The 13,056-nt window shown below is 44.9% G+C and carries 11 protein-coding genes and 2 tRNA genes; all 13 read left to right on the top strand.

Annotation, left to right across the window (positions count from 1 at the left end; all coding sequences use genetic code 11):
* The first annotated feature begins 15 nt into the window (after positions 1-15).
* The 13 genes from glmM to R7P35_RS08360 all read left to right on the top strand — a co-directional run bounded on the left by glmM (position 16) and on the right by R7P35_RS08360 (position 13,010).
* On the top strand, positions 16-1,356 hold the full coding sequence (glmM, locus tag R7P35_RS08420; RefSeq protein ID WP_318091968.1) for a phosphoglucosamine mutase: 1,341 nt from the start codon (positions 16-18) through the stop codon (positions 1,354-1,356).
* Positions 1,357-1,576: 220 nt separating this feature from the next.
* Positions 1,577-1,915 (top strand): preprotein translocase subunit SecG, encoded by a 339-nt coding sequence (secG, locus tag R7P35_RS08415; RefSeq protein WP_005380080.1) that lies wholly within the window; start codon positions 1,577-1,579, stop codon positions 1,913-1,915.
* 16 nt (positions 1,916-1,931) lie between these two features.
* Positions 1,932-2,015 (top strand) — tRNA-Leu (locus R7P35_RS08410).
* Positions 2,016-2,071: 56 nt separating this feature from the next.
* Positions 2,072-2,148: transfer RNA gene (locus R7P35_RS08405), tRNA-Met, on the top strand.
* A 225-nt stretch (positions 2,149-2,373) separates the two neighbouring features.
* Positions 2,374-2,829, top strand: coding sequence for a ribosome maturation factor RimP (gene rimP / locus R7P35_RS08400; protein ID WP_005386424.1), 456 nt, complete (start codon positions 2,374-2,376; stop codon positions 2,827-2,829).
* Between the two features lie 36 nt (positions 2,830-2,865).
* Entirely contained in the window at positions 2,866-4,353 is a 1,488-nt protein-coding gene (nusA, locus tag R7P35_RS08395; RefSeq protein ID WP_005380084.1) for a transcription termination factor NusA, read from the top strand.
* A gap of 22 nt (positions 4,354-4,375) precedes the next feature.
* Positions 4,376-7,087 carry a translation initiation factor IF-2 gene (gene infB / locus R7P35_RS08390; protein ID WP_005380086.1) on the top strand — a complete coding sequence of 904 codons (2,712 nt, stop codon included), beginning with the start codon at positions 4,376-4,378 and terminating at the stop codon, positions 7,085-7,087.
* Positions 7,088-7,201: 114 nt separating this feature from the next.
* Positions 7,202-7,597: a 30S ribosome-binding factor RbfA gene (rbfA, locus tag R7P35_RS08385; protein ID WP_005380087.1), complete on the top strand. Its 396-nt coding sequence runs from the start codon at positions 7,202-7,204 to the stop codon at positions 7,595-7,597.
* Complete coding sequence (truB, locus tag R7P35_RS08380; RefSeq protein ID WP_025768208.1) at positions 7,597-8,550, top strand: tRNA pseudouridine(55) synthase TruB; 954 nt, start codon at positions 7,597-7,599, stop codon at positions 8,548-8,550. The genes rbfA and truB overlap by 1 nt, the downstream gene beginning before the upstream one ends.
* 141 nt (positions 8,551-8,691) lie before the next feature.
* Positions 8,692-8,961, top strand: coding sequence for a 30S ribosomal protein S15 (gene rpsO, locus R7P35_RS08375; RefSeq protein ID WP_005380094.1), 270 nt, complete (start codon positions 8,692-8,694; stop codon positions 8,959-8,961).
* Between the two features lie 292 nt (positions 8,962-9,253).
* On the top strand, positions 9,254-11,389 hold the full coding sequence (gene pnp / locus R7P35_RS08370) for a polyribonucleotide nucleotidyltransferase (protein WP_005380098.1): 2,136 nt from the start codon (positions 9,254-9,256) through the stop codon (positions 11,387-11,389).
* A 178-nt stretch (positions 11,390-11,567) separates the two neighbouring features.
* A complete protein-coding gene (gene nlpI / locus R7P35_RS08365; protein WP_005380101.1) occupies positions 11,568-12,488 on the top strand; it encodes a lipoprotein NlpI in 921 nt (306 codons plus the stop codon).
* Positions 12,489-12,587: 99 nt separating this feature from the next.
* Positions 12,588-13,010: a MarR family winged helix-turn-helix transcriptional regulator gene (locus R7P35_RS08360; RefSeq protein WP_005380103.1), complete on the top strand. Its 423-nt coding sequence runs from the start codon at positions 12,588-12,590 to the stop codon at positions 13,008-13,010.
* Positions 13,011-13,056: the final 46 nt, after the last annotated feature.

Below are 13,056 nucleotides of genomic sequence, written 5' to 3'. Positions count from 1 at the left end.
AATAAAGGAAAGTTTATGTCGAATGAAAGACGTTACTTTGGTACTGACGGTGTGCGCGGTAAAGTAGGACAATACCCAATCACTCCAGACTTCGTACTTAAGCTTGGCTGGGCTGCTGGTCGTGTACTAGCGAAACAAGGCACAAAGAAAGTTATCATAGGTAAAGATACACGTATTTCAGGTTATATGCTTGAATCTGCACTAGAGGCTGGCCTTGCAGCTGCGGGACTTAAAGCAACATTTACTGGTCCCATGCCAACTCCAGCTGTGGCATATTTAACTCAGACTTTCCGTGCCGAGGCTGGTATTGTGGTTTCTGCATCACATAACCCATATTACGACAACGGCATTAAATTCTTTTCTTCTGAGGGTACTAAGCTACCTGACGATATCGAATTGGCGATCGAAGCTGAGTTAGATAAAGAAATTGAATGTGTGGAGTCTGCTGAGCTTGGTAAAGCAACCCGCCTAAATGATGCAGCTGGTCGTTACATCGAATTCTGTAAGAGTACTTTCCCATCTGAGTTGAGCCTTGCGAACTTTAAGATCGTAGTAGACTGTGCGCACGGTGCAACGTACCACATCGCTCCAAATGTTTTCAAAGAACTTGGGGCAGAAGTTATCGCTATGGGCGTAGAGCCTAACGGCATCAACATTAATGAAAAAGTGGGCGCAACAGACGTACGAGCTCTTCAACAGCGTGTTGTTGAAGAGCAAGCGCATCTTGGTCTCGCATTTGATGGTGATGGTGACCGCATCATTATGGTCGACCACCTAGGTAACAAAGTTGATGGTGACCAAATTGCTTATATCATCGCTCGTGATGCACTTCGTCGTGGTGAGCTAAAGGGTGGTGTTGTTGGTACACTAATGACTAACTTGGGTATGGAAAATGGTTTAAAGCAGCTAGGCATTCCGTTTGTACGTGCTGCTGTTGGTGACCGTTATGTCATGGAGCAACTGCTAGAAAAAGGTTGGAAAATTGGTGCTGAAAACTCAGGCCATGTGATCTTATTAGATAAAGTCACAACCGGCGATGCGATTGTTGCTGCACTTCAAGTACTTGCTTCTGTAATTGGCAGCGATATGTCTTTATATGAACTATCGCAAGGAATGACATTATATCCTCAGGTTTTAGAAAATGTCCGTTTCTCAGGAGAAAGTAACCCTCTTGAAGCTACAGCTGTATTAAACGCTGTCGCTGAAGTAGAGGCGACACTTGGTGATAAAGGGCGTGTACTGCTGCGTAAGTCTGGCACTGAGCCTTTGATCCGCGTTATGGTGGAAGGCGAAGATGGTGAACTAGTTCAACACTCAGCATTGAAAATCGCTGAGGCTGTTAAAGCAAGTTGTTAATCATTGCGTTAAAGCATGTCTTGAATGAAAAGGGCATCTTTTGCCCTTTTTTTGAGCGCTTAACGCATTGGCATTGATTTTTTACTAATTTTCCCTTGTCAGCGTTACTGGCTTTCGCTAGTATTGCTCCGCCTCCCGTTAGGAGGTCGCTAGCCTTGTTCATAATGATTTATTCTTTTGAACGGCGCTGGCTCAACAATTTGGAACATAGGTGGAAAAAATGTTTTCAGTTCTACTTGTGATTTACCTGTTGGCAGCGCTTGGTGTGATTGGCCTTGTGTTGATTCAACAAGGTAAAGGCGCAGATATGGGAGCCTCGTTCGGTGCTGGTGCTTCAAACACAGTGTTTGGTGCTGGCGGCTCAGGTAATTTCTTAACCCGAACAACTGCTATTTTAGCAACCGTATTCTTTATCGTTAGCTTGTTACTTGGTCGTATGTCTACGCACCAGACTGAATCACAATGGGTAGACCCAACGTTAGGTCAACCAGTTGTTGAACAAGTTAAGGATGCAGCGAGTGAAGTTCCTGCCCCAGCGGGTGATGAAATTCCTCAATAAGCTGTAAGGTTTTGATGCCGAGATGGTGAAATTGGTAGACACGCTAGCATGAGGTGCTAGTGCCTTAGGTGTGAGGGTTCGAGTCCCTCTCTCGGCACCATGTATTTACAAACTTGTAAATCACTTGTTTGCGAGTATAATGCTCAGCAAGTCGGACGCGGGGTGGAGCAGCTTGGTAGCTCGTCGGGCTCATAACCCGAAGGTCGTCGGTTCAAATCCGGCCCCCGCAACCAATCTCTTTCTTTAAAAGGAAATCGTAGATTGGCAAGTTTGCGTAGTGCTAACCACACTACGAGTTAAGAAAAGCAATTGTTGGCTATTCTTAACGTATCAGGGTCCAGCAGCATAAAACCCCGACTATCGGGGTTTTTTGTTATCTGAGCTTTTTGAAATAGCTCAGATACTGCTTGGTTTTTTGATTGGGCTCTGAGCCCTTTTTTTGTTTCTGGAGTGGTTAAATGACTGGTTTAGAAAGACAACTTACTGAAATGCTTGACGCGCCAGTAGCGGCATCAGGTTATGAGTTAGTTGGATTAGAATTCATTCGTGCAGGCGCGCACTCAACGTTACGTATCTACATTGACCATGAAAATGGTATTAACGTAGACGACTGTGCAGAAGTTAGCCACCAAGTTAGTGCAGTTTTAGACGTTGAAGATCCAATTTCTGTTGCTTACAGCCTAGAAGTGTCTTCTCCAGGTTTAGAAAGACCACTTTTTAAAGCAGCACATTACGAGCAATTTATTGGTCACGAGGTCAGCATCGTATTGAAAATGGCTGTAGCAAACCGTCGTAAGTGGAAAGGTATTATCCACGGTGTTGATGGCGAAACAGTGACAATTACTGTAGACGGTCAGCAAGAAGAGTTTGCTCTAAGTAACATTTCCAAAGCTAACCTGATCCCTAAATTTTAGTTCCCTAAAAAAGTTTAAGCTTAGAGGCTAAATACAATGAGTAAAGAAATTTTAGCGGTAGCAGAAGCGGTATCGAACGAAAAAGCGGTACCTCGTGAGCGTATCTTTGAGGCTCTTGAGATTGCTCTAGCAACTTCTACAAAGAAAAAATACGAAATCGAAATCGACGTACGTGTTGCCATTGACCGTAAAACCGGTGAATTTGTAACTTACCGCCGTTGGTTAGTTGTTGATGACGTTGAGAACCCTACAAAAGAGATCTCACTAGAAGCAGCGCAATACGAAGATGATTCAATCGAGCTTGGCGACTACGTAGAAGACGAAATCGAATCAGTAACGTTTGACCGTATTACGACTCAAACTGCTAAGCAAGTTATCGTACAAAAAGTTCGTGAAGCTGAGCGCGCACAAATCGTTGAACAGTTCATCGACAATGAAGGTGATCTAATCACTGGTGTCGTGAAAAAAGTAAACCGTGACACAATCGTGCTTGATCTTGGTAATAACGCTGAAGCGGTAATCCTGCGTGATGACCAACTTCCTCGTGAAAACTTCCGTCCAGGCGACCGCGTACGTGGCCTTCTTTACAAAGTCGCGCCTGAAGCACGTGGTTTCCAATTGTTCATCACTCGTTCTAAGCCAGAAATGTTGGCAGAACTGTTCCGTGTTGAAGTGCCTGAAATCGCAGAAGATATTATCGAGTTGAAAGGCGCAGCACGTGATCCTGGTTCTCGCGCTAAGATCGCTGTCAAAACAAATGACAAACGTATCGACCCTGTAGGTGCGTGTGTTGGTATGCGTGGTGCACGTGTACAAGCTGTTTCTGGCGAACTTGGTGGTGAGCGTATCGATATCGTTCTTTGGGATGATAACCCAGCTCAATTCGTTATCAACGCAATGGCGCCAGCTGATGTTGCTTCTATCATCGTTGATGAGGATGCACACTCAATGGACATCGCAGTTGAAGCTGACAACCTAGCGCAAGCTATTGGTCGTAACGGTCAAAACGTGCGTCTAGCATCTCAACTAACAGGTTGGGAACTGAATGTTATGACAGTTGCTGATCTTCAGAAGAAACACGCTGAAGAATCACAAGCATCTATTGAAAACTTCATGAAGTACCTAGATATTGAAGAAGACTTCGCTCAACTTCTTGTTGAAGAAGGTTTCTCAACGCTAGAAGAAATCGCATACGTGCCAGTTAACGAGCTACTAGAAATCGATGGTTTGAATGAAGAACTAATCGAAGAGCTTCGTGGACGTGCAAAAGATGCACTAACGACGATCGCACTAGCACAAGAAGAGTCTTTTGAAGGTCTAGAACCAGCTGAGGACCTACTTGCACTTGAAGGTCTTGAGCGTGAGATGGCATTTAAATTGGCAGCGAAAGGTGTAGCGACACTGGAAGATCTTGCTGACCAAGGTATTGACGACTTAGAAGGTATCGAAGGCCTGACCGAAGAACGTGCAGGTGAGCTAATTATGGCCGCACGTAACATCTGTTGGTTCGGCGAAGAAGCATAATTTTCGGCAAGGAGGAAGCGGCATGACACAATTAACAGTTAAAGCACTGAGTGATGAGATTGGTACGCCAGTCGACCGCTTGATTGAACAACTTGCTGACGCTGGCATTAAAAAGGCGAGCTCTGACAATGTTACTGATGAAGAGAAGCAGAAGCTTCTCTCTCATTTAAAGAAAGAACACGGTGATAAATCAGGTGATTCAGAGCCGACTCGCCTTACGCTTCAGCGTAAAACTCGTAGTACACTTAGTGTGAACGCGGGTGGTGGTAAGAGTAAGAATGTTCAGGTTGAGGTGCGCAAAAAACGTACATACGTGAAGCGCAGCACAATTGAAGATGAAGCGAAACGTGAAGCTGAAGAAGCAGCACAACGTGAAGCAGAAGAAGCAGCAAAACGTGCAGCAGAAGAAGCTGCAAAACGTGAAGCTGAAGAAGCTGCAAAACGTGAAGCTGAAGAAGCTGCAAAACGTGAAGCGGAAGAAAAAGCGAAACGTGAAGCTGAAGAAAAAGCGAAGCGAGACGTAGATACGAATGCACAACGTAATGCTGAAGAAAAAGCAAAGCGTGATGCTGAAGAGAAAATTAAGCAAGAAGCAGCGCGAAAAGAGGCCGACGAGCTTAAACGTCGTCAGGAAGAAGAAGCTAAGCGTAAGGCTGAAGAGGAAAGTCAGCGCAAGCTTGAAGAAGCTCGCGAATTGGCTGAAAAGAATAAAGAGCGTTGGTCTGCTGCAGAAGAGAAAAAGGGTGATATGGAAGATACAGATTACCATGTAACGACTTCACAATACGCACGTGAAGCCGAAGATGAAGCAGATCGCAAAGTAGAAGGCGGTCGTCGTAAGAAGAAAAAAGCAGCTTCGGGTAAAGACGACCAAGCTCGCGGTGGCCGTAACAACCAACGTGGCGGTAGAGGTCGTAAGGGCAAACTTGCTAAGCCGACTTCAATGCAGCACGGGTTTGATAAGTCAGCAACGGTTGCTAAGCAAGACGTTGTAATTGGCGAAACGATCGTTCTATCAGAACTCGCTAACAAGATGTCGGTTAAAGCGACAGAAGTTATCAAAGTAATGATGAAGATGGGCGCTATGGCGACTATCAACCAAGTGATCGACCAAGAAACAGCACAACTTGTTGCTGAAGAAATGGGCCATAAAGTAGTTCTTCGTAAAGAGAACGAACTGGAAGAAGCGGTACTATCTGACCGTGACACTAACGCGGAAGCAGTTCCACGTGCTCCAGTTGTTACTATCATGGGTCACGTTGACCACGGTAAAACGTCAACACTTGACTACATCCGTCGCACACACGTTGCTTCTGGCGAAGCGGGTGGTATTACTCAGCACATTGGTGCGTACCACGTTGAAACAGACAACGGCATGATCACGTTCCTTGATACTCCTGGACACGCAGCGTTTACTGCAATGCGTGCTCGTGGTGCTCAAGCAACAGATATCGTTGTTCTTGTAGTTGCAGCAGACGATGGCGTAATGCCACAAACAGTAGAAGCGATTCAGCACGCGAAAGCGGCAGGCGTTCCTCTAATTGTTGCTGTGAACAAGATCGATAAAGAAGACGCGAACCCAGATAACGTTAAGAACGAGCTTGCTCAATACGACGTTATTCCTGAAGAGTGGGGCGGTGAGAACATGTTCGTTCACATCTCTGCTAAACAGGGTACAAACATCGATGGTCTTCTAGAAGCAATCCTTCTTCAGTCTGAAGTTCTTGAACTTACAGCTGTAGCTGAGGGCATGGCATCTGGTGTTGTTGTTGAATCTCGCCTAGATAAAGGTCGTGGTCCAGTTGCAACAGTACTTGTTCAATCAGGTACACTAAACAAAGGCGACATCGTTCTTTGTGGTCAAGAATACGGCCGTGTTCGTGCAATGCGTGATGAGCTAGGTAAAGAAATTACTTCGGCTGGCCCATCTATCCCTGTAGAGATCCTAGGTCTTTCAGGTGTACCATCTTCAGGTGATGAAGCAACAGTAGTTCGTGACGAGCGTAAAGCGCGTGAAGTAGCTAACTACCGTGCTGGTAAGTTCCGTGAAGTGAAACTTGCTCGTCAGCAGAAATCTAAACTAGAGAACATGTTCTCTAACATGACTGCTGGTGAAGTTGCTGAACTTAACGTTGTACTTAAAGCAGACGTTCAAGGTTCTGTAGAAGCAATCGCTGACTCACTAGTTAAGCTATCTACTGACGAAGTTAAAGTGAACATCGTTGGTTCTGGTGTAGGTGGTATTACGGAAACTGACGTAGTACTAGCGGAAGCTTCAAACGCAATCATCCTTGGCTTTAACGTTCGTGCAGATGCTTCTGCTCGCCGTGCTGTTGAAGCCGCAGCTGTTGACTTACGTTACTACTCAATCATTTACCAATTGATTGATGAAGTGAAACAAGCAATGGGCGGTATGCTTGCTCCAGAATTCAAGCAAGAGATCATTGGTCTTGCTGAAGTTCGTGACGTGTTTAAGTCACCGAAACTGGGCGCTATCGCTGGTTGTATGGTTACAGAAGGTGTGATCAAGCGTAACAACCCAATCCGTGTACTACGTGATAACGTTGTTATTTACGAAGGTGAACTAGAGTCACTACGTCGTTTCAAAGACGACGTTCAAGAAGTTAAGAATGGCTACGAATGTGGTATCGGCGTTAAGAACTACAATGATGTTCGCGTTGGTGACCAAATCGAAGTCTTCGAAATCGTTGAAATTAAACGTACTCTAGACTAATTGACTAAAATTACTAATATTGTCTTTGAAAGATAAGTAGTAATTGGTTGTTGAATACACCATGGGGGGCTGGCTTTGACCAACCCCCCATTCTTTCTATATAAGAGTAAAGATATGTCAAAAGAATTTAGCCGCACGCAGCGCGTTGCACAGCAGCTGCAAAAAGAACTAGCGATGATCCTTCAACGTGAAGTTCGTGACTCTCGCCTTGGCATGGTGACGATCTCAGACGTAGAAGTCTCTCGTGACCTAGCTTACGCAAAAGTATTTGTGACCTTCCTGTGTGTGGGTGAGCAAACACCTGAATCATGTCTAGCAGCGCTACGTGAGCACGAAGTGCACATTCGCATGATGTTAGGTAAGCGTATTCGTCTACGTTTAACGCCAGAAATCCGCTTCCACTATGACAATACGCTTGTTGAAGGTATGCGTATGTCTAACCTAGTGTCTGAAGTCGTTAGTTCAGACAAACAAAAGCAAAAAGATTCTGGTCGTGAGGACGAAGAATAATGGCTCGTCGTCGTAAAGGTCGTCCAATTAATGGCGTTATACTGTTGGACAAACCAACAGGTATCTCTTCCAATGATGCACTGCAAAAAGTAAAGCGAATCTACTTTGCCGAGAAAGCAGGCCACACTGGAGCCTTGGACCCATTAGCGACAGGCATGCTGCCAATTTGCTTGGGTGAAGCGACAAAATTTTCTCAGTTTCTTCTTGATTCTGATAAACGCTACCGCGTGATCGCAAAGCTGGGTGAACGTACTAATACGTCTGACTCGGATGGTGAAGTTGTAGAGACGCGTCCAGTCGATGTTACGTTAGACAAACTAAAAGCGTGCATCGATCAGTTCCGTGGCGAATCTGATCAAGTACCTTCCATGTTTTCAGCGTTGAAATATCAAGGGAAACCCTTGTATGAATACGCTCGTAAAGGCATCGAAGTTCCGCGCGAATCTCGTAAGATCACGGTATATGAGATTGTTCTTCACCGTTTTGAAGGCGATGAAGTAGAGATGGAAGTGCACTGCTCTAAAGGTACCTATATTCGTACTATCGTTGATGATCTGGGCGAAATGTTAGGTTGTGGTGCGCACGTAACTATGCTTCGTCGTACTGGTGTTGCTAAATACCCTTACGAGAATATGGTAACACTTGAGCAACTAAATGAGTTGCTAGAGCAAGCTCACCGCGAGGAACGAGCGCCTCGAGAACTACTGGACCCGCTACTTTTGCCAATGGATACAGCGGTAGAAGACTTACCAGAAGTCAACTTGGTGCCTGAACTGGCGGATATGGTCCAACATGGGCAGCCCGTTCAAGTATTTGGTGCTCCGACAGAGGGCTCACTTCGCCTTACTATGGGTGAAGAACGCTTATTTATTGGCGTTGGCGAAATGAACGAAGATGGCAAAATCGCTCCTAAGCGATTGGTCGTGTTCCGAGATGACGTTGCATCCAAGTAAATGATTGAAAATACCGACCTGAGTGTCGGTATTTTTATATTGCACGAGATAGGAAATTTCCCTATAATCCGCGCTTCGCGTAGCGGCTGAATCAGAGATTGGCTGCTACAACTTTAAACCTACTCTTATTAGGAGAGAATTATGTCTCTGAATGCAGAAACTAAAGCAGCAATCGTTGCAGAATACGCACAAGGCGAAGGCGACACTGGTTCACCAGAAGTTCAAGTAGCTCTACTTACAGCTTCTATCAACCACCTACAAGGTCACTTCAAAGCGCACAAAGGCGATCACCACAGCCGTCGTGGTCTTCTACGCATGGTTTCTCGTCGTCGTAAGCTTCTAGATTACCTAAAAGGTAAAAACCTAGCTCGCTACCAAGACCTAATCAAACGTCTAGGCCTACGTCGCTAATCAGCGACTGCATAGCAGTTTGTCTAAAAAGGGGCTTTATGCCCCTTTTTTGTTGCCTAAATTTAGCCAAATTAGACTTATGCCGTTATAATACTGGCGGCTAAACCTTGTAAGAGGTTTTCTCAAAAGCTCATAGCATTACAGTCAACCACGTCGACCAAAAGGTCGCGACTATTCAAAAGGAACTTCCGAGTTTCTTTTTACTAGTCGCGATTCGTAATGCCTTGAGTGTCAATTAACACATCTAAGATTTCTTTAAGCACTAAAGGAAGATTAGAAACAAGGAATAACAATGTTCGAAAAACCAGTTGTTAAAACGTTCCAGTACGGTAACCACACAGTTACTTTAGAAACTGGCGTTATTGCACGTCAAGCTACAGCAGCAGTTATGGTCACAATGGATGATACGTCTGTATTCGTATCTGTTGTAGGTAAAAAAGAAGCCGTTGCAGGTCAAGACTTCTTCCCACTAACGGTTAACTACCAAGAGCGTACTTACGCTGCGGGTAAAATCCCAGGCGGCTTCTTCAAACGTGAAGGTCGTCCTTCTGAAGGCGAAACGCTAACAGCTCGTCTAATCGACCGTCCAATCCGTCCGCTATTCCCAGACGCGTTTAAAAACGAAGTTCAGGTTATCGCGACAGTAATGTCTGTAAACCCAGATGTTCAGCCAGATATCGTTACAATGATCGGTACTTCTGCTGCTCTTGCTATCTCTGGCATTCCATTCAACGGCCCTATCGGTGCGGCGCGTGTTGGTCATATCGATGGTCAGCTTGTACTTAACCCTAGCCAAACTGAACTAGAAACTTCTAAGCTTGACCTTGTTGTTGCAGGTACAGAGTCAGCAGTACTGATGGTTGAGTCAGAAGCGGACAACCTAACTGAAGAAGAAATGCTAGCGGCGGTTGTTTATGGTCATGACCAACAACAAGTTGCTATTCAAGCTATCAACGAATTCAAAGCAGAAGTTGCAACTCCTGCTTGGGATTGGGTTGCTCCTGAAGAGAACACAGCGCTTAAAAATAAGATTGCTGATCTAGCAGAAGCTAAACTTGTTGAAGCTTACCAAATTACTGAGAAAATGGCTCGTTACGACCGCATCCATGAGATCGCTGCGGAAGTAAATGAAGTTCTTCTTGCTGAAGATCCTGAAGCAGACACAAAAGAAATCCACACTATCTTCCATGATCTAGAGAAGACAGTAGTACGTAGCCGTATTATTGCTGGTAACCCTCGTATCGATGGCCGTGAAAAAGACATGGTTCGTGCACTAGATGTACGTACTGGTGTTCTTCCTCGTACTCACGGTAGCGCGCTATTCACTCGTGGTGAAACTCAGGCGATCGTTACTGCAACGCTAGGTACTCAGCGTGATGCTCAAATCATCGATGAGCTAACTGGTGAGCGTAAAGATCACTTCCTACTGCACTACAACTTCCCTCCATACTGTGTAGGTGAAACTGGTTTTGTAGGTTCTCCTAAGCGTCGTGAAATCGGCCACGGTAAACTGGCGAAGCGTGGTATTGCTGCAGTAATGCCTTCTGTTGATGAGTTCCCATACACAGTACGTGTTGTATCGGAAATCACTGAATCTAACGGTTCATCTTCAATGGCTTCAGTATGTGGTACTTCTCTTGCGCTTATGGACGCAGGTGTACCAATCAAAGCATCTGTTGCTGGTATTGCAATGGGTCTTGTTAAAGAAGGTGACGATTTCGTTGTACTTTCTGACATCCTTGGCGATGAAGACCACCTAGGTGACATGGACTTTAAAGTAGCAGGTACTAACACTGGTATCACTGCACTTCAAATGGACATCAAGATCGAAGGCATCACTAAAGAAATCATGCAAATTGCGCTTAACCAAGCTCAAGGCGCACGTAAGCACATCCTATCTGTAATGGATGAAGCAATCTCTGGTGCTCGTGAAGACATCTCTGAATTTGCTCCGCGTATTCACACGATGAAGATCAGCGCAGAGAAGATCAAAGACGTTATCGGTAAAGGTGGTGCAGTTATCCGTGCTTTAACTGAAGAGACTGGTACAACTATCGAAATCGAAGACGACGGTACTATCAAGATTGCGGCAACTGAAGGCACTGCTGCGAAAGAAGCTATCCGCCGTATCGAAGAGATCACTGCTGAAGTTGAAGTGGGCCGTATCTACACAGGTAAAGTTGCACGTCTAGCGGACTTCGGTGCATTCGTAACGGTTCTTCCAGGCAAAGATGGTCTTGTACACATCTCTCAAATCGCCGAAAAACGTGTTGAGAAAGTGTCTGACTACCTAGCTGAAGGTCAAGAAGTTCAAGTTAAAGTTCTTGAAATCGACCGCCAAGGCCGTGTACGTCTAAGCATGAAAGAAGCGGTAGAAAAGCCAGCTGAAGAAGCTGCTGCTGAAGCACCGGCTGCTAAAGACGAGTAAGACAAAATGAGACTTTCAGCCTTTTATTAGATTAAGGGCCTGAAAGCATGTTATAAAAGGGGAGCATTTTCGCTCCCCTTTTTTGGTTTGTTTCGATGTATTAACCTCAAACGAGGTTATCGCCTATATTGCATTAAGAGAAACAAATCTTGAGCGGTCCAAACAGGAGTATCAATTAGTGAAATGGTTTCAAACCGCAATTTTATGTGTTGCTATCGCGCTGACCGGTTGTGCAAATACTTCTCAACAATCAGCACAAAAGTGGTTATATCCACCGATGGCGGTGCCACTTCAGCCTAGTGTTCAACAAGAAGTACAAATCGCGCGTCTATCGCAGTTGCTACAACGTCCCGACCTTAGTGATGAAGTGCGCGCTAAAATGCATTATGAGCGCGGTAGCTACTACGACAGCGTTGGTTTGCGTGATCTTGCCCGTTTGGACTTTAACCAGTCTTTGCAGTTGAATCCTGCTCAGCCGGACATCTTCAATCTTTTGGGAGTATACTTTACCCAAGTAGGAGAGTTTGATGCGGCATATGAAGCGTTTGACTCGACCATAGAGTTGGCTCCTGATAATACCTATGCTGAGCGCAACCGTGCGATTGCACTGTATTATGGTGGCCGAATCGATCTCGCTTTAGAAGATATGACCAAGCATTATCAAGAAATGCCAACGGATCCTTTTCGTTCATTATGGCTGTACATCATCGAAGCTGAGCAAAATCCAGAGCAAGCAAAAGCCAATCTTCAACAGCGTTATTTACGAGATCGTAGTGAAGAGTGGGGATGGGTTCTTGTTGCCATCATGCTACGAGACGTCTCGGACGAAGACGCGCTTAAAGCAATTATGGATGGAACGAGAGAGAACTATCGCCTAGCTGAACGATTGACGGAAACGTATTTCTACCTTGGAAAGCGTAATCAGCTTGAAGGTGATATCGCAAGTGCCATCTCACTTTATAAGCTCGCGATTTCGTTCAACGTTTACGATTATGTTGAGCATCGCTATTCTTTCTTGGAGCTGGCGCAAATTTACGATCAATTACAGCAAGATAGATTGGCCAAGTTAAAGGCTGCCAAGAAGCTGGAAATTGAATGATTTAGAGCCGCTCGATGAGAGCGGCTTTTTTTATGATTGAACTTGATGAGTGACTCATTTAAAATAGTTAGTCTTGCTAACTAAGTGGTGGTGGCTTTTATGGCATTAGAAGAAAGCTTGATTGATTTAGAGCGTTTTTGCGCCAAAGCTTGGCGTGTCTATGCCAAAGAAGATCCATTATCACATCTAAGCTTTAATGAGTTCGATTATTTACGTGTGATTCAGGTTTACCCTGAGGGTGTGCGAATAACCGATCTTGCAGAAGAGCTGCAAGTGACTAAGCCTTCCGCATCGACAATGGTTGTGCGTTTGGAAAAAAAGGGTTTGGTGAAACGCATCGCATGTAATGAGGATGCTCGTGCTAAGCGTGTGTTGCTTACGGAAGAAGTCGCAGAAAAAATGTCTTTGGAGCAGGTAGTGTACAAAGATATCTCTGACCAAATGATGCAACAATTAAATCAGCAAGAAGCTGAACAGTTACAAGCTTTATTGAATAAAGCATTGAGTAATAAGTCATTTTAAACTGAAGCAAAGGCCTCAGCTGTATGGTTTAGTTTTTGTTGTTTCA

Source organism: Vibrio sp. Vb0304, assembly GCF_033338995.1.
Lineage (GTDB): Bacteria > Pseudomonadota > Gammaproteobacteria > Enterobacterales > Vibrionaceae > Vibrio > Vibrio alginolyticus.
This window is presented reverse-complemented; position numbering and strand designations above follow the sequence as displayed.